Annotated in this window: 23 protein-coding genes; 7 read left to right on the top strand and 16 right to left on the bottom strand. The window is 52.7% G+C overall.

The window, feature by feature from the left end:
- Positions 1 to 6: 6 nt before the first annotated feature.
- The 10 genes from DBY97_RS09810 to DBY97_RS09760 form a co-directional block, all read right to left on the bottom strand.
- Positions 7 to 351 carry a hypothetical protein gene (locus tag DBY97_RS09810; protein ID WP_003749424.1) on the bottom strand — a complete coding sequence of 115 codons (345 nt, stop codon included), beginning with the start codon at positions 349 to 351 and terminating at the stop codon, positions 7 to 9.
- Complete coding sequence (locus tag DBY97_RS09805; protein ID WP_107858211.1) at positions 338 to 1,117, bottom strand: exodeoxyribonuclease III; 780 nt, start codon at positions 1,115 to 1,117, stop codon at positions 338 to 340. The genes DBY97_RS09810 and DBY97_RS09805 overlap by 14 nt, the downstream gene beginning before the upstream one ends.
- A 44-nt stretch (positions 1,118 to 1,161) precedes the next feature.
- On the bottom strand, positions 1,162 to 2,475 hold the full coding sequence (gene argA / locus DBY97_RS09800) for an amino-acid N-acetyltransferase (protein ID WP_107858210.1): 1,314 nt from the start codon (positions 2,473 to 2,475) through the stop codon (positions 1,162 to 1,164).
- Positions 2,472 to 2,867, bottom strand: a complete 396-nt coding sequence (locus DBY97_RS09795) for an MJ0042-type zinc finger domain-containing protein (RefSeq protein ID WP_107858209.1) — start codon at positions 2,865 to 2,867, stop codon at positions 2,472 to 2,474. Before DBY97_RS09795 ends, argA begins: the two co-directional genes overlap by 4 nt.
- 98 nt (positions 2,868 to 2,965) lie before the next feature.
- Positions 2,966 to 3,607, bottom strand: coding sequence for an orotate phosphoribosyltransferase (gene pyrE, locus DBY97_RS09790; protein ID WP_003682682.1), 642 nt, complete (start codon positions 3,605 to 3,607; stop codon positions 2,966 to 2,968).
- Between the two features lie 170 nt (positions 3,608 to 3,777).
- Positions 3,778 to 4,248, bottom strand: a complete 471-nt coding sequence (rlmH, locus tag DBY97_RS09785) for a 23S rRNA (pseudouridine(1915)-N(3))-methyltransferase RlmH (RefSeq protein ID WP_003682681.1) — start codon at positions 4,246 to 4,248, stop codon at positions 3,778 to 3,780.
- Between the two features lie 161 nt (positions 4,249 to 4,409).
- Positions 4,410 to 5,129, bottom strand: a complete 720-nt coding sequence (pyrH, locus tag DBY97_RS09780; RefSeq protein WP_003708812.1) for a UMP kinase — start codon at positions 5,127 to 5,129, stop codon at positions 4,410 to 4,412.
- A 219-nt stretch (positions 5,130 to 5,348) separates the two neighbouring features.
- Positions 5,349 to 6,203, bottom strand: a complete 855-nt coding sequence (tsf, locus tag DBY97_RS09770) for a translation elongation factor Ts (RefSeq protein WP_063076188.1) — start codon at positions 6,201 to 6,203, stop codon at positions 5,349 to 5,351.
- A gap of 123 nt (positions 6,204 to 6,326) precedes the next feature.
- Positions 6,327 to 7,055: a 30S ribosomal protein S2 gene (rpsB, locus tag DBY97_RS09765; RefSeq protein ID WP_002230071.1), complete on the bottom strand. Its 729-nt coding sequence runs from the start codon at positions 7,053 to 7,055 to the stop codon at positions 6,327 to 6,329.
- A 177-nt stretch (positions 7,056 to 7,232) separates the two neighbouring features.
- Entirely contained in the window at positions 7,233 to 7,475 is a 243-nt protein-coding gene (locus DBY97_RS09760; protein WP_004520263.1) for a hypothetical protein, read from the bottom strand.
- A gap of 78 nt (positions 7,476 to 7,553) precedes the next feature.
- On the opposite strand from DBY97_RS09760, the gene DBY97_RS09755 reads away from it, so the two are divergent.
- Together DBY97_RS09755 and DBY97_RS09750 are read left to right on the top strand one after the other, a co-directional pair.
- On the top strand, positions 7,554 to 8,144 hold the full coding sequence (locus tag DBY97_RS09755; protein ID WP_107858208.1) for a 5-formyltetrahydrofolate cyclo-ligase: 591 nt from the start codon (positions 7,554 to 7,556) through the stop codon (positions 8,142 to 8,144).
- A gap of 94 nt (positions 8,145 to 8,238) precedes the next feature.
- Positions 8,239 to 8,826: a GNAT family N-acetyltransferase gene (locus DBY97_RS09750; RefSeq protein ID WP_107858207.1), complete on the top strand. Its 588-nt coding sequence runs from the start codon at positions 8,239 to 8,241 to the stop codon at positions 8,824 to 8,826.
- Positions 8,827 to 8,999: 173 nt separating this feature from the next.
- On the opposite strand, the gene DBY97_RS09745 is transcribed toward DBY97_RS09750, so the two are convergent.
- The 5 genes from DBY97_RS09745 to amgK all read right to left on the bottom strand — a co-directional run bounded on the left by DBY97_RS09745 (position 9,000) and on the right by amgK (position 14,523).
- A complete protein-coding gene (locus DBY97_RS09745) occupies positions 9,000 to 10,589 on the bottom strand; it encodes a tannase/feruloyl esterase family alpha/beta hydrolase (protein ID WP_107858206.1) in 1,590 nt (529 codons plus the stop codon).
- Between the two features lie 103 nt (positions 10,590 to 10,692).
- Positions 10,693 to 10,824, bottom strand: coding sequence for a phenolic acid decarboxylase (locus tag DBY97_RS11635; protein ID WP_079453712.1), 132 nt, complete (start codon positions 10,822 to 10,824; stop codon positions 10,693 to 10,695).
- 79 nt (positions 10,825 to 10,903) lie between these two features.
- Entirely contained in the window at positions 10,904 to 11,362 is a 459-nt protein-coding gene (locus DBY97_RS09735; RefSeq protein ID WP_107858205.1) for a hypothetical protein, read from the bottom strand.
- Positions 11,363 to 11,540: 178 nt separating this feature from the next.
- On the bottom strand, positions 11,541 to 13,436 hold the full coding sequence (mnmG, locus tag DBY97_RS09730) for a tRNA uridine-5-carboxymethylaminomethyl(34) synthesis enzyme MnmG (RefSeq protein ID WP_107858204.1): 1,896 nt from the start codon (positions 13,434 to 13,436) through the stop codon (positions 11,541 to 11,543).
- An 82-nt stretch (positions 13,437 to 13,518) separates the two neighbouring features.
- On the bottom strand, positions 13,519 to 14,523 hold the full coding sequence (gene amgK, locus DBY97_RS09725; protein WP_107858203.1) for an N-acetylmuramate/N-acetylglucosamine kinase AmgK: 1,005 nt from the start codon (positions 14,521 to 14,523) through the stop codon (positions 13,519 to 13,521).
- Between the two features lie 69 nt (positions 14,524 to 14,592).
- Here amgK and DBY97_RS09720 point away from each other — a divergent pair, with 69 nt between their 5' ends.
- The 3 genes from DBY97_RS09720 to DBY97_RS09710 all read left to right on the top strand — a co-directional run bounded on the left by DBY97_RS09720 (position 14,593) and on the right by DBY97_RS09710 (position 18,895).
- Positions 14,593 to 16,992: an LPS-assembly protein LptD gene (locus DBY97_RS09720; protein WP_349290044.1), complete on the top strand. Its 2,400-nt coding sequence runs from the start codon at positions 14,593 to 14,595 to the stop codon at positions 16,990 to 16,992.
- Positions 16,989 to 17,978, top strand: coding sequence for a peptidylprolyl isomerase (locus DBY97_RS09715; protein WP_107858201.1), 990 nt, complete (start codon positions 16,989 to 16,991; stop codon positions 17,976 to 17,978). The genes DBY97_RS09720 and DBY97_RS09715 overlap by 4 nt, the downstream gene beginning before the upstream one ends.
- Positions 17,979 to 18,085: 107 nt before the next feature.
- Positions 18,086 to 18,895, top strand: a complete 810-nt coding sequence (locus DBY97_RS09710; RefSeq protein ID WP_107858200.1) for an alpha/beta hydrolase — start codon at positions 18,086 to 18,088, stop codon at positions 18,893 to 18,895.
- Positions 18,896 to 19,050: 155 nt separating this feature from the next.
- Here the strand turns inward: DBY97_RS09710 and rsmI are convergent, their stop codons facing one another.
- A complete protein-coding gene (gene rsmI, locus DBY97_RS09705) occupies positions 19,051 to 19,929 on the bottom strand; it encodes a 16S rRNA (cytidine(1402)-2'-O)-methyltransferase (protein ID WP_107858199.1) in 879 nt (292 codons plus the stop codon).
- Positions 19,930 to 19,994: 65 nt separating this feature from the next.
- Here rsmI and DBY97_RS09700 point away from each other — a divergent pair, with 65 nt between their 5' ends.
- Together DBY97_RS09700 and DBY97_RS09695 are read left to right on the top strand one after the other, a co-directional pair.
- Positions 19,995 to 20,342, top strand: coding sequence for a YraN family protein (locus DBY97_RS09700; protein ID WP_070712220.1), 348 nt, complete (start codon positions 19,995 to 19,997; stop codon positions 20,340 to 20,342).
- A 4-nt stretch (positions 20,343 to 20,346) separates the two neighbouring features.
- The gene (locus DBY97_RS09695; protein WP_107858198.1) at positions 20,347 to 20,940 is read left to right on the top strand and encodes a phosphoheptose isomerase; all 594 of its coding nucleotides are present in this window, start codon (positions 20,347 to 20,349) and stop codon (positions 20,938 to 20,940) included.
- The last annotated feature ends 73 nt before the right edge of the window (positions 20,941 to 21,013 follow it).

The following is a 21,013-nucleotide window of genomic DNA, read 5'->3' as shown; positions in this document are numbered from 1 at the left end:
GACGGCCTATTTGAGCAAGTCGTTGAGTGTAAATGCGATCAACAAAGCGGCAGGCACGCTGAGGATGGCACAAGTCGCCAGACAAAGTACGATGTTGGCAATCAGCCGCCAGCCCTTCCAAGCAAAGCATTTGGCCGCAATCAACAGGCAAGGCAGAGAAAACAGCAGCCATACCAACGCCCACGTTGGATTGGCCTTGGTCGGCGCAACCCAGCCGGACATCCGCGCCAGCATGAATATTGCCCACACCAGCATAGGCAGCACAAATGCCGCTACAACCCAAACCGCACCTACGCCGGTTTTACTGTTTATATTCCAGTCGTACTTACCAAAAAACTTATTCGGCAACATAGTCATACTCCACAACTAAAGGGGCGTGATCCGAGAATTTTTCATCTTTATAAACATGTGCGGAAACGGCTTTGGCGGCCAGCTCCGGCGTAACCATCTGATAATCGATGCGCCACCCGACATCTTTCGCGTACGCTTGTCCGCGGTTGCTCCACCAGGTATAGCCCGGCACATCGGGATAAAGTGTGCGCCACATATCCGTCCAACCGAGCTTGTGGATGACTTTGCCTATCCATTCGCGTTCTTCAGGCAAGAAGCCTGAGTTTTTCTGATTGCCCTTCCAGTTTTTCAAGTCGATGTTTTGGTGGGCAATGTTCCAGTCGCCGCAGACGACGATGTCGCGTCCTTCGTTTTTCATGGCTTCGAGCATGGGATAGAACGCGTCCAAAAAGCGGTATTTCACTTGTTGGCGCTCTTCCGCGCTGCTGCCGCTGGGCAGATACAGCGAAATTACCGACAATTTGCCGAAATCGCAACGGACAAAACGGCCTTCTCTGTCAAATTCTTCAATGCCCATACCGATTTGAACATTGTCGGGTTTGCGTTTACTGTACACCGCCACGCCACTGTAACCGCGTTTTTCGGCGCAATGCCAGTAGCCGTGCATACCGTGCGGATTTTTCATATCGTCTGACAGATCAGCCTCTTGAGCTTTCAGTTCCTGCACGCAAACTATGTCAGCACCGGAAGCGGCGATGTATTCATAAAAACCTTTTTTATAGGCGGAGCGGATACCGTTGACGTTGGCAGAGGTGATTTTCAACATAAGATTTGAGTAATTTTTAAAAACGGATAATAGGATTGAGGTTTTCAGACGGCCTGCAAGTCATAAACAAATACTTTGGAATTGCGGCCGTTGGCATTGTATTCCTGCCGGCGTTCGGCAGGCAGGTCATCGGCTGAGGCCGTCTGAAAGCCCCGTTCGACAAACCATTCGCCCGTATGCGTGGATAAGGCGAAGAGCGTTTTAATATTTAAGGCGCGTGCTTTTTGAAACAGATGTTCCAACAGCAATTCGCCGTAGCCGCCATCACGCGCTTCGGGCGACACCACCAGGCAGGCCAATTCACCGCAGTCCGGTTCGGCAAAAGTTTTCAGCGCCACGCAACCGTAAATGTTTTGATCGTGTTCCAATACGGAAAAACTGGAAATATGGTTTTCCAAATACTCGCGGCTACGGTGTAACAAGATGCCTTGTTCCGCCAACGGACGGATTAAGGCGATGATGTGCGGAATGTCGTCGCTGCGTGCCTGACGGATGGAAACAAACGGCTCACGCGCAATAGATGTACCGCTGCCCTCGCGGGTAAACAGCTCGCGCAACAGGCTGCCGTCTTCACGGCCGTTGAGAATCTGTACCCGCGATACGCCGTTTTCCAACGCACCTACCGCCGCATGCAGTAAATCGGCCGGCGCATCGGGATTCTCGTGTATCAGTTCCTGCACTTCACCGACAGACAAAGTATTGGCCAACGAGCCGTCGGCACGACGAATACCGGCTTCTTCGGTCAAGAAAACCAGTTTCTCCGCCTGCAAAGCCATGGCCACTTCCTGAGCGGTTTCGCACATGCTCAGATTGAAGGTTTTGCCGCTGTACGAATGTCCCAAAGGGCTGATAAGCACCACCGCGCCGCCATCCAAGCGCAAACGGATTTCTTCCGCGTCGATTTTGCGGACGGTACCGGTATAGCCCATGTCCACGCCGTCGATAACGCCCAACGGACGGGCGGTAATAAAGTTGCCGCACGCGATAACCGGCGGCTTGCTCCGTTGTTGTGCAGATACGCTGCTGAACAAGGCGGCTTCGATATCGCTGCGGATAATTCCCGCCACCTGCTTCACTTCCATCAGGGTCGCTTCATCGGTAATCCGTCGGCTGCCGCTGTATTTCGGAACAAAATTCCGACCCGAAGCCAATTTGTCGAGCAAATGCCGCGAACCGTGTACCAAGACCAAACGCAAGCCCAAACTGGCCAACAGATTCAAATCTGCGGCCAAACGAATCAAGGTTTCGCCTTCCAACAGGCTGTCGGTCACGCCGACCACCATGGTTTTGCCGCGCAAATATTGGATATAGGGCGCGGCCTCACGAAAGCTGGCGACAAAATGGGCGATGGCACTCATAGCAGGGCAAGATAAAAGAGTTGCATAATCAAAACCGTCAGCGCAATCAGCGATGCCAACGTCCAGTTGAAACCGTCCTTGCGCGTTTTGACCACCGCCTGCTCTTCCGCCTTAGGCTCTTCCTTAAGCGCGCTATTGAGCAAATCGGAAATTTCTTTGCGCGAGAGTTTGGAATGCTTGAGGATTTGCGCGCCGATGTTATGCACGAGGCGCACATCCGTTACCGCCACAGGCAGATGGGCCGGATCGGCCGGCAGGTTGCCCGACAGATAATCCTTGGCCTTAAACATCCCCGAACAACGCGTGCAGACCACGAAACCCTGCGCCACGTTCAACTGGGCATCTTTCACCCAATGCGGTGTTTTACAATGAGGACAAGAACAAGCAGGCATGAGTATTTCCGTAAGTGTATTGAATCAAAAATATATTTTAACTAATGTTTCAGGCCGTCTGAAAACTGTTTCAGACGACCTGAGCATGATGTTATGGTTTAAACCGCGCCGTAACGTTCACGATAGGCCTTGACCGGCTCGAAGAAGCCGCCAAATTCGGCATTGTTTTGCAAGAGCGTGAACAAGTCGTTCAAGTTGGCAATCGAAACCACCGGCAGGCCGTATTGTTTTTCCACTTCCTGCACCGCCGACAATTCACCCGTGCCTTTTTCCATACGGTCGAGCGCAATGGCCACTGCGGCTGGCGTTGCGCCTTCGGCCTCAATCAGTTTGACCGACTCGCGCACGGATGTACCGGCGGAAATCACATCATCGATAATCAGCACGCGGCCTTTCAAAGGCGCGCCCACCAACACGCCGCCCTCGCCGTGGTCTTTGGCTTCTTTGCGGTTGTAGGCAAACGGTACGTTTACGCCTTTTTCCGCCAACATCATCGCTGTTGCCGCCGCCAAAATAATGCCTTTATAGGCCGGGCCGAACAGCATATCGAACTTCACGCCGCTGGCAATAATGGCCTCGGCGTAAAACTTCGCCAGCTGCAAAGTCGATGCGCCGTCATTGAACAAACCGGCATTGAAAAAATAAGGCGACTGACGGCCGGCCTTGGTCGTAAATTCGCCGAATTTCAACACGTTTTGTGCCAAAGCGAATTTGAGGAAGTCTTGACGGAAATCGGACATTTGGGTTCTCCCGAAAGATGTTGATTTATCAAAGAAACGATTATAAAGGATTCATGCGGAAAAATCAGGCCGTCTGAAAGCAGGTTCAGCCCCGCTTTAAACCAACTTGCCCTATTCCCTTTCAAACTGACAAGGCGGCATTGCCGTCTTATCCCAGCAATCAAAACAGATTATTCCCGATGATACGGATGATTGTGCAAAATCGAAACGGCACGATAAAGCTGCTCGGTCAGCAAAACGCGCACCATGCCGTGCGGTAAGGTCAGGCTGGAAAGGCGCATCATCATGTTTGCCTGCTGCTTCAATCGGTCGGTCATGCCGTCTGCGCCGCCGATAATAAAGCAGACGTGTTCGCCGTTTTGCTGCCAGCCTTTCAAATGTTGCGCCAATTCGACCGAAGTCGGCGCTTTGCCGCGCTCGTCCAATACCACCAGAAACGCGCCCTGCGGTATGGCTTCCAACAGGCGTTTTTCTTCAGCCGCCATGCCCTGAGCCGCATTCACACCCGCGCCGCGTTTCTCTGGCTTGATTTCTTTCAGCGCATAATTGACATCGCGCCCGAAGCGTTTGGCGTACTCGCCGACGGCTTCATCCACCCAACGCGGCATTTTCGTGCCGACAGCCAAGACGGTGATATTCATGGAGTATCCTTTTGTTATCGAATTGTCGGTTGGATATTATGGTCAAGCAGGTTCTTAACCTTTCAAACCATGAGCCAATGCCCACGCAACCGACTGAAAATAAAAGGCCGTCTGAAAGCCGAATGTATCCCGTTCGGCTGTTTCAGACGGCCTTTCAATGATTAGCAGTGAACCAGCGTACCTTCGTTTTCGCCGGTTACTACGCGTTTGAGCGAGCCTTCTTTAGCAATACCGAATACCACGATATTGAGCTTGCGTTCGCGGCAGAGGGCGAAGGCGGTGGCATCCATCACTTTGAGGTTTTTCAACAAGGCTTCATCAAAAGTAATGGTTTCATAGCGTGTTGCAGATGGGTCTTTTTTCGGGTCTGCGGTGTACACGCCGTCAACGTTGGTCGCTTTGAGCATCACGTCGCAGTTCATTTCCGCACCGCGCAATGCGGCGGCAGTGTCGGTCGTGAAGAATGGGTTACCTGTACCGGCGGCGAAAATCACGACTTTGCCTTCTTCCAAATATTGAATGGCTTTGGGGCGAGCGTAAGTTTCAGCGATTTGCTGCATAGACAGTGCGGATTGTACGCGCGCTTTGATGCCCAAAGTTTCAAATGCGTCTTTGAGTGCCAACGCGTTCATCACGGTTGCCATCATACCCATGTAGTCGGCAGTGGCGCGATCCATGCTGCCTGCTTGTGCAGATACGCCGCGGAAAATGTTACCGCCGCCGACAACGATACCGACTTGCACGCCCATTCTCACGATTTCGGCAATTTCGCCGACAGTTTGAACGATGGTATCGTGATTGATGCCGAACGGATCGGAACCCATCAGAGATTCGCCGGAGAGTTTCAGTAATACGCGTTTGTATTTGATTTGCTGTGTCATGGGATACCTTGCTTTCTTGAATGTCGTCGGTCGGAGTTTGGGTCGTCTGAATTTTCAAACGGTCGGATTACAATGATATGGTGTGTCGTTCTATTATTGTTTTGGTTTTCAGACGGCCTTTATATTCGGTCGTCTTAAAATAGGTACCGTAAAGGGTTTTCTCAAAAAAAAGCACCCTGATTCGTTTGGAATCTAGGTGCTTTCTTTTTCATAAGTGCCTTACACTTTAGCAGCGGCAGCAACTTCGGCTGCGTAGTCAACAACAGCTTTCTCGATACCGTCGCCTACTTTGTAGCGTACGAAGCTGATCACTTCAGTGCCGTTTTCTTTAGCGAATTGGGCAACAGTTTGGTCAGGGTTCATCACGAATGCTTGGCCGTTCAGAGTGATTTCAGCCAAGAATTTACGGATACGGCCTTCAACCATTTTAGCGGCGATGTCGGCAGGTTTGCCGGAAGCGATAGCTTGTTCGGTGTAGATGTGGCGTTCTTTTTCAACGGTTTCAGCATCTACTTCGGCTTCGCTTACGCATTGTGGTTTAGCGGCAACGATGTGCATACCGATTTTGCGTGCTACGTCTTCAGAGCCTTTGAACTCAACCAATACGCCTTCGGTAGCCAATGCACCGTGGATGTAGGCAACCAGTTGGTTGGCAGTGTCAATCACTTGGAAGCGGCGAACAGACATGTTTTCGCCCAATTTAGCGATGATGGCTTTACGTTCTGCTTCAACCAGTTCGCTCAGTTCTTCAACAGAAGCCGGTTTTTTCTCAGCAGCAGTTTTAGCAACGAAGTTGGCAAATTCTACGAAGCCGGCGTCTTTAGCAACGAAGTCGGTCTCGCAGTTTACTTCAACCAATGCACCAACATTACCGTTGATTGCATAAGCCAATACGCCTTCGGCAGCAGTACGGCCAGCCAGTTTACCGGCTTTCGCACCAGATTTAATACGCAGGATTTCTTCGGCTTTGTCGAAGTTGCCTTCAGCTTCAACCAAGGCTTTTTTGCATTCCATCATGCCCAGGCCGGTAGCGGCGCGCAGGTCGGCAACCATTTTTGCAGTAATTTCTGCCATTTTGAATCTCCTAGATTTTTGGGAACACGGCCATTGCCGTGTTTGGAAATAGTGGCCGTCTGAAACGGATTTCAGAACGGGATTTGAGAAAAGGGGCATAACGCCCCTCTTCTGTGTACCGAATTACTCGGCAGCAGCTTCTTGGGCAGCGGCTACAGTTTCTTGCAGCGCTTGGTTTTTGCCTTCCAAAACTGCGTCGGCGATGCCGCGGCAGTACAGGCGGATAGCTTTCGCGGAGTCATCGTTACCAGGGATAACGTATTTCACGCCGTCAGGGCTGTTGTTGGTATCGACTACGGCGATAACAGGGATGCCCAGTTTTTCAGCTTCAACCAGAGTACCTTTTTGGTAGCCGGTATCGATAACGAAAATCGCGTCAGGCAGGCCTTTCATGTTTTTGATACCGCCCAAAGAACGTTCCAGTTTTTCAACGTCGCGTTGCATTTCCAGAATTTCTTTTTTGTTGAAACCGCCTTCAGCAGCGTTTTCCAGGGCAGCAGTTTTTTCTTCCAGGCGTTTGATGGATTGCTTAACGGTTTTGTAGTTGGTCAGCATACCGCCCAACCAGCGGTAATCAACGAAAGGCATACCGGCACGGGTAGCTTCTTCGCGGATGATGTCGCGGGCTTGGCGTTTGGTACCTACGAACAATACTGTACCTTTGTTGGCAACCAGACGACGTACGGCTTCTTGCGCCTCTTGGAACATCGGCAGGGTTTTTTCCAAGTTTACGATATGGATTTTGTTGCGCGCACCGAAAATGTATTGAGCCATTTTCGGGTTCCAGAAACGGGTTTGGTGACCGAAGTGAACACCGGCTTCAATCATCTGACGCATAGTAATTTGAGACATGTTATTTCCTTGAAAGGGTTAAAGAGCACACATTCAATCGCATAGAACTTGATAGGCGGCGCCTATTGTCAAGCACCCTTCGGCGAAAGTGGGCATAAGTTTTAAAAAATAAAAGAGTGTTTCCGAAATGGAAAACTGACGGATTATAGCTGATAAGAGGCCGTCTGAAAAGGGATTTTATACCTTTCCGTCCTGTTTTTCATCCGTCTGTACCGCCTTTTGTCGGGCCGCCTCAAACTCCGCCTGCTCCTGCCGTTTCATCAGGCGGTTGCGGCGGCGGATGGTCACGACGAAGACCGTGAACACAGTGGGCAACACTGCCCAAAAAACCAAATAAATCAACGCGCGCGCAATACTCGGCTGCGCGGCGGAAAACATCACGGCAACAAAAAGATAGCCGATGGCGACAATGTGCCACATCGTGTGCGTCCTGTTTGAATGTTAACAAAATCGTTATAATCGCAACATTCTACCGCAATCCCGAAAGGCCGTCTGAAAATGAGGAATCCCGAAAAATCGGCACTACGCAAACAGTTCCGCCGCGCACGCGCCCAAATGAGCGCCGACGAGCGCAACGCCGCCACAGAAACCATCAACCGCCTGCTCAAACCCTACATCAAAAAAGGACGGAAAATCGGCGTGTATTGGCCGATGGGCAAGGAATTGCGATTGGACGGCTTTGTCCGTGCCGCACAAAAACGCGGCGCAAAACTCTACCTGCCCTATATCGAACCGAACACGCGGCGGATGTGGTTCACCCCCTACCCTGCCGACGGCGCCAAACAAGAACGCAAACGCGGCCGCGCCAAATTGCATGTCCCCCAATTCACCGGCCAAAAAATCCGTGTCCACCAACTCAGCCTACTGCTTGTCCCCATCGTCGGCATCGACAAACGCGGCTACCGCCTCGGACAGGCCGGCGGCTATTACGACGCCACCCTCTCCGCCACGAAATACCGCCTGCAAACCCAAACCCTGGGCGTAGGCTTCGGCTGCCAACTGACTGACACCCTACCGACCGAACCGCACGACCTGCCGCTGGACGGGTTTGTATCGGAGTCGGGCGTGCTGGTGTTCAAACATCATTAATCAATAGCTTTCAGACGACCTCAGAGATGCTGTCCGCTAAGACACTATAAAAGGTCGTCTGAAAACTCAAACCATCAAATACAAAGGAAACCCCATGACTGATTTCTCATCCACTCCCGTTTTATCCTTCGACCGCGTCCGTCTCGAACCTTTAACAACGGCACACGAAGCCGGTTTGCGCGAAGCTGTTTGCGACGGCGAAGTTTGGAAGCTCAACGTAACCACCGCGCCCGAACCCCACCAAGTGGCGGACTATATCCGTACTGCTATGCAAACCCGTCTCGCCTTTGCCGTCATCGACGAAGATACGGGCAAAATCGTCGGTTCGACTTCGCTTTACCACATCGACCCCGCCATCCCGCGTCTGTATATCGGTTACACATGGTATGCCCTGTCGGCACGGCGCACACGCATCAATACCGCCTGCAAAATCATGTTGCTCGACTACGTTTTCGACACTTTAAACTGCCGCTGCGCCTGCTGGCAGACCGACAACCTCAACACCGCCTCCCAACGCGCCATCGAACGCTTGGGTGCACACCAAGACGGCATCTTGCGCTGCCACAAGCTGCGGAAAGACGGCAGCGTGCGCGATACGGTTGAATACAGCCTGCTGCGTGAGGAATGGCCGCAGGCAAGGGTAAAACTGCTCGAAAAAGCGGCAGCTTATGACGCGTCCTGAAAAAACGTTTTCTTCTTCATTTTTTCATCAGAACACGCCCATCTTGCTGACAATCCGAACTCTTTAAAAAATTAATGAAATAAGGTGCAACACCGTCAATCCCCTGATAAATAAAGGCCGTCTGAAAGTTTCAGACGGCCTTTTTTCTGTTTTATATTTCTCTTTTATATCAATCAGCGGCATTCAAAGCTATCTGCTTTATTTTCATTCCCGCCGGTATAAGTGGCGACTTTCGGATAGGCGCAAATCGGCATTTGTTTATTCGGGAAGGATTTCCCTTGTGCAATCATGCGCCCGGGGGCTTGGTTTTTGCCATGCCAGTTTTCCAAAAGTGTGAGCGGATCTACATCATTGAAGGCTTGGCCGCCGCCGCAGTGGTTCATGCCGGGTATCATAAACAGGCGGCTGAAGTTTTGGGCGCTTGGCGTGTCGGCATTCATTTGGCGGAACCATGCCACCTGGTCTTTGGCGGAAAACACGGGGTCGGACACGCCGGTGAGCACAATCAGTTTGCCACCGCGTGCGCGGAAGGTGCTCAAATCGGTGGACACCGCATCGTTAATTGCGCCGGTTTGGTATGTTTTGGGCGTATCGCGGTCAAAATCAAATTTGCTCACATCAAAGTTCGGCACGGCGGGAGTCATGAAATACCAAGTAAGCGAACCTGCACCGAGCGTTACGCCGCGTGAATCAGGATTGGCGGTTTGCGAGCTGCCGAGCTTCCATTTACGCCAGTCGGGCTGATTCATACCCACATCGTAATACCAGCCGCTGTAAATCGGGTTGCCGCGTGAGTCGCGTGCGCCGTCCATCACGGCTTTGAGGGCGGCGGTTTTGGCAGGGGAGAGGCCGGCGTGTTCGGCTTTGAAATCGCAGCTTTCCCATGCGTTAATCACGCCGTCTTTCAGGCCGTCGCGCGCGTCGCAACGGTTTTTCACCGCTTCGCTCACTTTGTCCAAATCGGCTTGGGTCAGGGCATTAGCTAGGATTTTGTTGCCTTGTGCGTCTTTGGGGGCAATTTTCATAAACTGCTGGTAATCCCACTGTTGGGCGACGGCAGCACGCGACAGGCGGAAGCCGGGATTGGCGGCAATCACACCGTCAAATTCTAAAGGATAGCGTTGTGCGGCCATCATCGCTTCACGTCCGCCGTTGGAGCAGCCCATGAAATAGCTGTGTTTCGGCGCAACGGCATACATCTTTTGAATCAACTGCTTGGCAACGGCGGTTACTTTTCCTGTGGACTGGTAAGCGAAGTCTAAACGCGCCTGCTGGTCTGCGCCGAAGTTGGGCGTGGGCGTAGGATGGCCGCCGTCCATGCTGACCACGGCGTAACCACGCATCAGCGCTGGCGTAGAGGTAGAGGTGCGCACGGGGATACTACCCACGGCGGGTGCAACAAAGCCGTCCACCCCGCCACCGCCTTGAAACAGGAAACCTCCGTTCCAATTTTCAGGTAGCCTGAGTTGGAATTTCGTGCCGTAATGCTTGCCGTCTGCACCGGTGCGCGCGCCAATTTCGCCTTCCACCACGCAATGCGGTTTGGACTGTAAGACATTGGTTGAACCACCGGTGAGGGAAGACATTCTGTCGGCACTGATTTCGCCGTTCGACCATTCGGCTTTAGTGATGACAGTATCGGTGATAGAGATATTTTTCAGGGTAATGCACTGATTTTGTGCATTTTGAGCGGGTGCTGCATGAACAGAGGAAATACCGGCCAAAAATAGCACGACAGCAAATGGGGAAAGTCGGGGTTTCATTGATACAGCTCCAATTTGAAGGTGGGCTTAAGGAATTTAAAAATTCCCGTAACTGAAAAATAAATTGATAAAACTGTCTGGAATGATATTTTTAGACTGCCTTTCAAGGGCGAGTATGGTAATCCATATGTTCGGCATTTTTTACATAAATTTCATAATTCCAGCCGTTATCATAGGGATAAATCAAATGTTTACCGACTAAACCTCTTGAATCTTGTGTATCAAATGTTGCAATTTTACTCCTTTTTACTATTTATCGAGTATTAGTACCGTAGCAACTGTATTTTTTACCCCGTCGGGCAAAAATACAGTTGCTACAGAATACGGCTTTTCCAAGCTTGAAACTGATGGAATCCGTTTAAAAGCAGCATTTGCAGCTCTTCTCCAGAAGATATGACGGTATAGTTATTACTATATTCTTCCGGCAAATGTTGTGCAGTATCTTGTTCTAATAAGATAAATAAGGGTTCAGTATCGCTAAATTGCGGATTAACAATCACCCAATCCGCAGCACGGCACAACTCATAGATGAAACTACACTCCTCATCCGTTAAATATGCATGGCCAATATTTCCTTCAAACTGGCATTCCCTATCATTGAAATCCGTTATTTCCAAATCTGTGGAACAGTTATCAAATTCTAAATAGTTGCCGTCCTTATCACGAAGGCAGCTATCTAGTCCCCTGCTGTTTAAAAATGATTTTGCTCCTTCGCGGTTGCCGTCTACCTGTTCGCCATTTTCAAAGCGGTAGAAATATAGGGAAAAGCCCATTGTTACTCCTTATTTAATCTTCAGGTTGGGTTTTACACATCAATTTTAATGTGTAGGCTGCTTTTGTAGACTTTGAAAACCTACCGCAAGTCAGATTCTTGAATCTGACATCTTGTAGTAACAGATGTGTCGAAACACAAGAATTATCTGACCTGCGGCTGCTCCGCGTTCAGGTAGCTTACTTCGCATCTTTAAACCCGCGCTTCAAATGCACCATCAGCAAAGCCACCGCTGCTGGGGTTACTCCGGAAATTCGGCTGGCTTGTCCGACGGTTTCGGGTTTGTGTTGGTTGAGCTTTTGCTGCACTTCGGCGGATAAGCCTTTGACTTTGCTGTAATCAATGTTTTCAGGTAGCCTCAATGTTTCCAAATCGCGGCGGCTGTCGATTTCTTCGTTTTGGCGGTCGATATAGCCTTGGTATTTGACTTGGATTTCGACTTGTTCGACCACGCTGTCGGCAAGTTCGGTTTCAGGTTGTGCGTCGGGCAGGGTCATCAGCGCGGCGTAGTCGAGGTTCGGGCGGCGCAGGAGGTCGTGCAGGTTGGCTTCGCGGCTGAGTTTTTGGCCGAATACGCGCAGCTGCTCTTCTTCGGCGAGTTTTTGCGGCGTGTACCACGTTGTTTTCAAACGTTGGATTTCGCGCTCAATGGCTTCGCGTTTTTCGTTGAACATACGCCATTGTTCTTCACCCACCAAGCCGATTTTGTAGCCGTCTTCGGTCAGGCGCATGTCGGCGTTGTCTTCCCTGAGTTGCAGGCGGTATTCGGCGCGGCTGGTGAACATTCGGTAAGGTTCGTTCACGCCTTTGGTGATGAGGTCGTCCACCAATACGCCGAGATAGGCTTGTTCGCGGCGCAGCAGGAGCGGGTCTTGTTCACGGATGTATTGCACGGCGTTTGCACCGGCGAGCAGGCCTTGCGCGGCGGCTTCTTCGTAGCCGGTCGTGCCGTTGATTTGTCCGGCAAAGAAGAGGCCTTGGATGGTTTTGGTTTCGAGGCTGGCTTTAAGGTTGCGCGGATCGAAATAGTCGTATTCGATGGCGTAGCCGGGGCGCAGGATATGGGCGTTTTCAAGGCCTTTCATGCTGCGGACGAGCGCGATTTGGATGTCGAACGGCAGGCTGGTGGAGATACCGTTGGGGTAGTATTCGTGCGTGGTCAGGCCTTCGGGTTCGAGGAAAATCTGGTGGCTGTCTTTGTCGGCGAAGCGGTTGATTTTGTCTTCAATAGACGGACAATAACGCGGACCCACGCCTTCGATTTTGCCGGTAAACATCGGGCTGCGGTCGAAGCCTGAGCGGATGATGTCGTGGGTTTGCGTGTTGGTATGCGTAATCCAGCAGGACACTTGGCGCGGGTGCATATCGGCGCTGCCGCGTACGGACATTACGGGCACAGGCGTGTCACCGGGCTGTTCGGTCAGTTGGGAGAAGTCAATCGTGCGTCCGTCAATACGCGGCGGCGTGCCGGTTTTCAGACGGCCTTGAGGCAGGTTCAATTCACGCAAACGGCCGCCCAAGGATTTGGCGGCGGGATCGCCGGCGCGGCCGCCTTCGTAGTTTTCCAAACCAATGTGGATTTTGCCGGACAAAAACGTGCCTGCGGTCAATACGACGGCGCGTGCTTTAAACTCCACGCCCATCGCGGTAACCACGCCGCTGATGCGTTCGCCGTCGAGCGTTACGTCTTCGACGGCTTGTTGGAAAAGGTCGAGGTTTTCTTGGTTTTCCAACATTTCGCGGATGGCGGCTTTATATAGGATGCGATCGGCCTGCGCGCGCGTGGCACGGACGGCCGCGCCTTTGCTGGCGTTCAAGCGGCGGAACTGGATGCCGGATTTATCGGTCGCCAACGCCATCGCGCCGCCGAGCGCGTCAAGTTCGCGTACTAAATGTCCTTTGCCGATGCCGCCGATGGACGGGTTGCACGACATTTGTCCGAGCGTTTCGATGTTGTGTGTGAGCAAAAGCGTCTGCGCGCCCATGCGTGCGGCGGCAAGCGCGGCTTCGGTACCAGCATGGCCGCCACCGACAACAATCACGTCGTAGGTTTTGGGGTAAATCATGTAAGTCATGTTTGTGTGTTCTGTAAAGGTTTCAGACGGCCTTTTGTTGATCAGACCGTCTGAAAAGTGGAATCAAATCTTAAAACCAAGCTTAGAAGGTATAGCCTGTTTCCAATTCGTCATCGCCGACCAATTCGACCAGCAACGCATAAAGCGGCGCCAAATCGTTGTAACGGCGGGATACACGGCGCAAATAGTTCAAGAAGCGCGGGATTTCAGGGCGGTATTTGTCTTTGCCGTCGCGGTAGTACAGGCGGGCAAAAATACCGGCCACTTTCAAATGGCGTTGTACACCCATCCATTCAAACCAGCGGTAGAACTCGTCAAACTCGGCAGGTACAGGCAGCTGGGCAGCGCGTGCTTTTTCCCAGTAACGGATGACCAAGTCCAATACAAATTCTTCTTCCCATTCGATAAACGCATCACGCAGCAGCGACACCAAATCATAGGAAATCGGGCCGTAAAGCGCGTCTTGGAAGTCCAACACGCCCGGACGGCCTTTCGCCAGCATCAGATTGCGGACGATAAAGTCGCGGTGGACATACACTTTAGGTTGTTCCAACAAGGGCGGCAGCAGCGTATCGACGGTTTGCTGCCACAACTGGCGTTGCTTGAAGGTCAACTCGCGGCCCAATTCTTTGGCCACAAACCATTCGGGGAATAAGTTAATCTCGCGCAGCATGACTTCACGGTCGTATTCCGGCAGTTTGTCCGGCTGGCTGGCTTTTTGCAGTTCGATCAGTTCGTCGATGGCTTCGAGCAACAGGGCTTTGTGGGCGGTTTCGCTGTTTTCCTGATTCATGGCGGTCAGGAATGTGGTATTGCCCAAATCGTTCAACACCATAAAGCCCAACGCTTCATCCACATGAAGCACTTGCGGCACATTGACCATGTTAAACAGTTTTTGCACTTTCAAATAAGGCGCAACACTCATCTTCTCAGGAGGCGCGTCCATACAGATAACGGTCTGCCCGTCTGAAAACGTCGCACGGAAATAACGGCGGAAGTCGGCATCGGCTGCCGCAAAGCTCAATTCGAACGACTGGTTCGGGTAAACAGACTCCAGCCAGTTTTGTAATTCGGTTTGTCGTTGCATAGCGGTATCGCAGAATTTCAGGTTACAATAACCGCTATTCTAACTGGCAAACCGATTTAAGGGGCGATTTTGGCTCGTTTATTTTCACTCAAACCCTTGGTACTCGCCTTAATTATGGGCTTTGGCGCAACAGCCGTGCGCGCGGAAGATGCTTCTGTTCCGCAGGCGGAAGACTATACCCCTGCCCACACCGCCGCATCCAAACCGGCAAAAACCAGCCAAAGCGAAGCTGATCCGCTTTCCTTGGGCAGCACTTGCCTGTTTTGCGACCACGAAGATGCCAAGCCGGCCGAAACCGCCGAAATCAAACGCAGCGGCGAGCCTGCCCTGCCTGCCGATTACACCCGCGTCAACGCCGATAAAATAGAAGGTCAGACCCAAGTCGGCGTCCGTGCCGAAGGCGACGTCATTGTCGAGCGCAATGCCGATGTTCTCAACTCCGATTGGGCGCAATACGACCAAGCCACCGATACCGTTACCGCCGGCGACCGCTTCACCCTGTATCAAAACGGTTCGACCGTATCCGGCGATCAATTGGTTTACAACCTCAAAGACCAGACCGGTTCCGGCACCGCCGTGCGCCTCAATACCGAACAAGGCGGCCGCCGTCTTCAAAGTGTCAGCGAAAAAGCCGAACTCAAAGGCAAAGGCCTCTACAAGCTCATCAATACCAAATTCAACACCTGTTCGCCCGGCGATGCCAGCTGGTATATCCAAGCGCAAAGCATTGAAGCCGATGAGTCGACAGGTATCGGCGTGGCCAAACACGCTTCGCTCGTATTCGGCGGCGTCCCCGTCCTCTACACGCCTTGGGCAGACTTTCCCATCAACGGCAACCGCAAAAGCGGCCTGCTCGTTCCGACCATTGCCACAGGTTCAGACGGCCTTGAGCTGAGCCTGCCCTACTACTTCAACCTTGCCCCAAATTTGGATGCCACCATCCGCCCGGGCATCATCAGCAAACGAGGTGTGCAACTGGGCGGCCAAGTCCGTTATCTGCAACCGAATTACAGCGGCGAAGTCGATGGCGACTGGATGCCCAACGACCAAAAAAGCATCCACAACAACCGCTACCAGTTCAAATGGAAACACCAGCAGCAGCTGAACAGTAAAATCAGCGGCGGCATCAACTACAACCAAGTTTCCGACGACGATTACTACCGCGACTTCTACGGCCGCGAAGACATCGCGCGCAACGTCAATCTCGACCGTCAGGCATGGCTCAATTACAGCGACAAACTGCTAGGCGGCAGCTTCGACGGCTCGTTGCGCGTACAAAAATATCAAACGCTGGCCAACCAAGACGGTTATAAAGACGAACCTTATGCCATCATGCCCCGCCTGACCGGCCGTTGGCAAAGCCATATCGGCAAGGCGCAACTTAACGTATTAGGCCAATTCACCCACTTTGACCACGATACTAAGCAAGACGGCAGCCGCGTGGTGCTCTACCCGAGCATCAAATGGGATTTCCACAACCAATGGGGCTACATCCGACCTAAAGTCGGTGTACATGCCACTTATTACAGCCTCAACAGCTTCAACGGTCAAAGCGGCCGCAATGTCAGCCGCGTCCTGCCGATTATCAACGTCGACAGCGGCCTGACTTTCGAGCGCAGGGCCCGGCTCTTCGGCGGAGAATACCTGCAAACGCTTGAACCGCGCCTGTTTTACAACTACATTCCGACCAAGTCCCAAAACGACCTGCCCAATTTTGACAGCTCCGAAAACAGCTTTAGCTACTCGCAGCTGTTCCGCGAAAACCTGTATTCGGGCAACGACCGCATCAATTCGGCCAACAGCCTGACGCTGGCCACACAAAGCCGTATCCTCAACCCCAACACCGGTGCGGAACTCTTCCGTGCAGGTATCGGCCAGAAGTTTTATTTCAAAAAAGACAACGTCCTGCCTGACGGCAACGTCAGCAATTATCCGCGCAGCCAATCCGACTGGGTAGCCTTTGCACACGGCAACCTTACTCCGAGCACACGCATTGATTTGGACATCCACTACAACCAAAACTTAAGCCGTGCCGAAAGCTACGCCGCAGGGATTACCTACAATCCTGAACCCGGCAAAGTCTTAAGCGCGCGCTACAAATACGGACGCAACGAGCGCATCTATCTGCAGGCCAACGGCGACTATTTCTATGACAGGCTTAGCCAAATCGACCTTGCCGCCCAATGGCCGTTGAGTAAAAACCTGTATGCCGTTGCCCGTTACAACTATGAAATCGAAGCCAAAAAACCGCTGGAAATGCTCATCGGTGCAGAATACAAAAGCAACTGCGGCTGCTGGAGCGCAAGCTTGGTCGGCCAACGCTATGTTACTGGCGAAAACAGCCACAAAAACGCCGTATTCTTCAACCTCCAACTCAAAGACTTGAGCAATATCGGCAACAACCCATTCGAAAAACTCCGCTTAGCCATCCCCGGTTACAGCAAAACCAACGAGGTAGCCAAACAATGAACTTCAAACCCCTGATTCTCGTCGCCGCACTCACTCTCGCAGCAGGCGCACACGCCGCCCCTAAAGCCAAAGCGACCAAAGCGCGTGCCAACAAAACTCCAGTCGTCAGCGCCACCACCATGCCTGCCGTACAAAGCAGCGTACATCTTTCAGACGGCATTGCCGCAGTTGTCGACAACGAAGTCATTACCCACCGCCAAGTAGAACAAGCCGTAGCACAAGCGCGTCAAACCATGCCGAAAGGCACACAAATGGACGCCAACGAGCTGCGCCAACAGGTTTTGGCACAAATGATCAACCAATCCCTGATCCTCCAAGCCGGCAAACGCCGCAACATCCAAGCGACCGATAGCGAAATTGAAGCCGTCATCGCGCACAACCCCAACATCAAAAATCCTTCTGCCGCCGTCCGTCAAGACATCGCCGACAGCATTATTGTTGAAAAAGTGCGCCAACAGGCCATCATGCAAAACAGCCGCGTGAGCGACTCCGAAGTGGCACGCTACATCGAGCAGGCCAAACAACAAGGCATCACCCTGCCCGAAGCCGACCCTGTGCGCCAATATCATGCCCAACACATCCTCATTAAAGCCGACAACGACAATGCCGCCGTCGGCGCAGAAAGCACCATCCGCAAAATCTACTCACAAGCCCGCAGCGGCGCAGATTTCGGCGGTTTGGCACGCCAATACTCGCAAGACAGCAGCGCCGGCAACGGCGGCGACTTGGGCTGGTTTGCCGACGGCATGATGGTTGCCCCATTTGAAGAAGCCGTCCACAAACTCAAACCCGGCCAAATCAGCGCCCCTGTCCGCACCCAATTCGGCTGGCACATCATCAAGCTAAACGATGTCCGCGAAGCAGGTACGCCTGAAGAGCGCCAACAAAACGCCGTCCGCCAATACCTGTCCCAACAAAAAGCGCAACAGGCGACCACCAACCTCCTGCGCGAACTGCACAGCAGCTCCTACGTTGACGTACGCTAATCGCGCGTATTGTTAAAAAGGCAGAAATCCGTACAATAAGGCCGTCTGAAAACCATTATTCAGACGGCCTTTTTCCTTCAGTAACCCATTGATTAAAGCACCCCATCATGTCGATCCGTCCCAACTGGCAAGCCGCCACCCTGCTGCAAGCCGAAGAAACTGCCCTTACTTCCGCCCACACCGGCCGCACCTACCGCATTCAAGCCGCGGCACTCGGCGAGCGTCCGACAAGCGGCTATCCCGTGCTGTATATTCTTGACGGAGATGCCTTTTTCCCCGCCATCCTCAATATGGCGCAATCCCTGCTCATCAACCCCATCACCAAAAGCCATGCCGCCTGCCTGATTGTCGGTATCGGCTACACCGGCGGCACCATCCGCGACTTAAGCCAACGCGCCCTCGACTACACGCCGCCGCTGCCCGACAACGCGCCCGAATCCGAACGCAAACAATACGGCCAAGCCGACCGCTTCAGCCGCTTTATCGATGACGAACTCTCCACCCTGCTCAACAGCAAATACCGCATCGATACCCAAAACCAAGCCGTCTTCGGCCACTCATTCGGCGCCTTGTACGGTCTCTATTCCCTGTTCACCCGCCCCGAACGATTCCGCCATTATTTGCTGGTGTCACCGTCTATCTGGTGGCAAGACCGCCGCGTCCTCGATTGGCTGCCCGGCACATTGCCGCAAGGAATCGGTATCCTCCTCGGTGCAGGCGAACATGAAGGCAGAAACAACCGCCCCGACCAAACCAGCCGCGGCATGGTTGCACAAGCCAAAATTCTTGCCGGCACTTTGCACCACCTCGGCGCGGATGTCCGCTTTACCCTCTACCCCAACGCCAATCACGGCAACGCCCCGTTTTACGCCCTGACCGACTGCATCGAATATTTACGCAGCGCATGGCAGCGTTGAAACAGGTTTGCCAAACACTCAGGCCGTCTGAAACGCAAACACCAAAGCGTATTGAACCTATCGGATCAATTTAAAACCTCTAAAGCCCAATCAAAAAAGGCCGTCTGAAATCTATTGTTCAGACGGCCTTTGATATACGGTTTGCCAATCAGCCATTATCCCTGCTTTTTCCACTCCAAAGCCAAATCATACAGCGCCTTTTTATTCTCGCCGGTAATCTTAGCGGCAAGCTCGGCGGCTTGTTTGGTCGGCAACTCGGCCGCAAGGATTTTCATGGTATTTTGCGCCGCCTCGGGCAAATCGCTGTGCTTCTCTTTCACGGCAGGGTGCAACACCAGCACCATCTCGCCACGCGTTTGGTTGCTGTCGTTTTTGAGGGCAGCTTGGATTTCGGCAACCGTGCCGCTGAGGAAGGTTTCAAATGTTTTGGTGATTTCGCGCGCCAAAGTCAAACGGCGTTCGGGGAACTGCGCGACCATATCCGCAAGGCTTGCCTCGATACGGTGCGGCGTTTCAAACATCACAATCGGAAAATCGGCTTCCGCCCATTTGGCCAGCAGCTTTTGGCGTTCGCCGGCCTTAGGCGGCAGGAAACCGTTGAAGTAAAAATCAGATTCCGTCACACCGGCCACGCTCAACGCCCCCATGACCGCGCTTGCGCCGACCACAGGCACCACTTTAAATCCGGCTTCGCGCACGCGGGCGGCAAGTTTCGCACCGGGATCGCAAACCGCAGGCGTACCCGCATCCGAAACTTGGGCAACGCTCAGGCCGTCTGAAAGATAGGCGATGATTTTATCGGCCATTTGCTGCTCGTTGTGTTCGCGAACGCTCACGAGTTTGCCCTGAATACCGTACGCACTCAAAAGCTGGGCGGTAACACGGGTATCCTCGGCGCAGATAATGTCGGCCTTTTGCAGCACGGCCAGTGCGCGCAACGTTATGTCGGCTAAATTGCCGATGGGTGTGGCAACAACGTATAATATCTGTTTTTCGATGCTGTCGACGGCTTTTTGCAGGTGTTTTGTGTACATAGATTCAAGGCCGTCTGAAACGGCGTCTCTTTAAAAACAATGATTATATAACGGGTAAACTTTTCATGCGCTTAAACCACAAACAGGGGGCGGCGGCCGAAGATGCGGCGCTGGCATTCCTGCTGGACAAAGGCTGCTCGCTGTTGGCGCGGAACTGGCATTGTGCCTACGGCGAAATCGATTTAATCGTCAAAAACGGCGGTACGATTGTGTTTGTTGAAGTAAAATACCGCAAAAACCGAGGTTTCGGTGGAGCCGCATACAGCATCTCGCCGTCCAAATTATTGAAATTGCAACGAAGTGTAGAGTATTATCTGCAAAAGCACGGGTTAAACCATGCGCCCTGCCGCCTGGATGCGGTACTGATCGAGGGCGACGGCCCGCCCGAATGGATTCAAAATATTACAGGTTAACCTCATGACAACATTACAAGAACGCGTTTCCGCACATTTTGCCGAGAGCATCCGCGCCAAGCAGGAAGCTGAAAAAGTACTGGTCGAGCCGACCGCACAGGCCGCCGAGCTGATGCTGCAATGCCTGATGAACGACGGCAAAATCCTGGCCTGCGGCAACGGCGGTTCGGCTGCCGACGCGCAGCACTTCGCCGCAGAAATGACCGGCCGTTTTGAAAAAGAACGCATGGAATTGGCCGCTGTCGCGCTGACAACAGACACTTCCGCCCTGACCGCCATCGGCAACGACTACGGTTTCGACCATGTATTCAGCAAACAAGTGCGCGCACTCGGACGTGCCGGCGACGTATTGGTCGGCATCTCCACCTCCGGCAATTCCGCCAACGTCATCGAAGCCATCAAAGCGGCACACGAACGCGATATGCACGTCATCGCCATGACCGGCCGCGACGGCGGAAAAATCGCCGCCATGCTCAAAGATACCGACGTTTTGCTCAACGTCCCTTATCCGCGCACTGCCCGCATTCAAGAAAGCCATATTTTGCTGATTCACGCCATGTGCGACTGCATCGACTCCGTCCTGCTTGAAGGCATGTAACCCTTTCTTTTCAGACGGCCCATCCCTTAGAGGCCGTCTGAACGCCCACCCGTCCATACCCAAGGAAAAGGAT

The organism is Neisseria subflava, assembly GCF_003044645.1.
GTDB lineage: Bacteria > Pseudomonadota > Gammaproteobacteria > Burkholderiales > Neisseriaceae > Neisseria > Neisseria subflava_B.
This window is presented reverse-complemented; position numbering and strand designations above follow the sequence as displayed.

Bases quoted from the DNA above. Each gene is read 5' to 3' on its own strand.
- DBY97_RS09810 (WP_003749424.1), bottom strand. From the start codon at position 351: ATGTTGCCGAATAAGTTTTTTGGTAAGTACGACTGGAATATAAACAGT.
- DBY97_RS09805 (WP_107858211.1), bottom strand. From the start codon at position 1,117: ATGTTGAAAATCACCTCTGCCAACGTCAACGGTATCCGCTCCGCCTAT.
- argA (WP_107858210.1), bottom strand. From the start codon at position 2,475: ATGAGTGCCATCGCCCATTTTGTCGCCAGCTTTCGTGAGGCCGCGCCC.
- DBY97_RS09795 (WP_107858209.1), bottom strand. From the start codon at position 2,867: ATGCCTGCTTGTTCTTGTCCTCATTGTAAAACACCGCATTGGGTGAAA.
- pyrE (WP_003682682.1), bottom strand. From the start codon at position 3,607: ATGTCCGATTTCCGTCAAGACTTCCTCAAATTCGCTTTGGCACAAAAC.
- rlmH (WP_003682681.1), bottom strand. From the start codon at position 4,248: ATGAATATCACCGTCTTGGCTGTCGGCACGAAAATGCCGCGTTGGGTG.
- pyrH (WP_003708812.1), bottom strand. From the start codon at position 5,129: ATGACACAGCAAATCAAATACAAACGCGTATTACTGAAACTCTCCGGC.
- tsf (WP_063076188.1), bottom strand. From the start codon at position 6,203: ATGGCAGAAATTACTGCAAAAATGGTTGCCGACCTGCGCGCCGCTACC.
- rpsB (WP_002230071.1), bottom strand. From the start codon at position 7,055: ATGTCTCAAATTACTATGCGTCAGATGATTGAAGCCGGTGTTCACTTC.
- DBY97_RS09760 (WP_004520263.1), bottom strand. From the start codon at position 7,475: ATGTGGCACATTGTCGCCATCGGCTATCTTTTTGTTGCCGTGATGTTT.
- DBY97_RS09755 (WP_107858208.1), top strand. From the start codon at position 7,554: ATGAGGAATCCCGAAAAATCGGCACTACGCAAACAGTTCCGCCGCGCA.
- DBY97_RS09750 (WP_107858207.1), top strand. From the start codon at position 8,239: ATGACTGATTTCTCATCCACTCCCGTTTTATCCTTCGACCGCGTCCGT.
- DBY97_RS09745 (WP_107858206.1), bottom strand. From the start codon at position 10,589: ATGAAACCCCGACTTTCCCCATTTGCTGTCGTGCTATTTTTGGCCGGT.
- DBY97_RS09735 (WP_107858205.1), bottom strand. From the start codon at position 11,362: ATGGGCTTTTCCCTATATTTCTACCGCTTTGAAAATGGCGAACAGGTA.
- mnmG (WP_107858204.1), bottom strand. From the start codon at position 13,436: ATGACTTACATGATTTACCCCAAAACCTACGACGTGATTGTTGTCGGT.
- amgK (WP_107858203.1), bottom strand. From the start codon at position 14,523: ATGCAACGACAAACCGAATTACAAAACTGGCTGGAGTCTGTTTACCCG.
- DBY97_RS09715 (WP_107858201.1), top strand. From the start codon at position 16,989: ATGAACTTCAAACCCCTGATTCTCGTCGCCGCACTCACTCTCGCAGCA.
- DBY97_RS09710 (WP_107858200.1), top strand. From the start codon at position 18,086: ATGTCGATCCGTCCCAACTGGCAAGCCGCCACCCTGCTGCAAGCCGAA.
- rsmI (WP_107858199.1), bottom strand. From the start codon at position 19,929: ATGTACACAAAACACCTGCAAAAAGCCGTCGACAGCATCGAAAAACAG.
- DBY97_RS09700 (WP_070712220.1), top strand. From the start codon at position 19,995: ATGCGCTTAAACCACAAACAGGGGGCGGCGGCCGAAGATGCGGCGCTG.
- DBY97_RS09695 (WP_107858198.1), top strand. From the start codon at position 20,347: ATGACAACATTACAAGAACGCGTTTCCGCACATTTTGCCGAGAGCATC.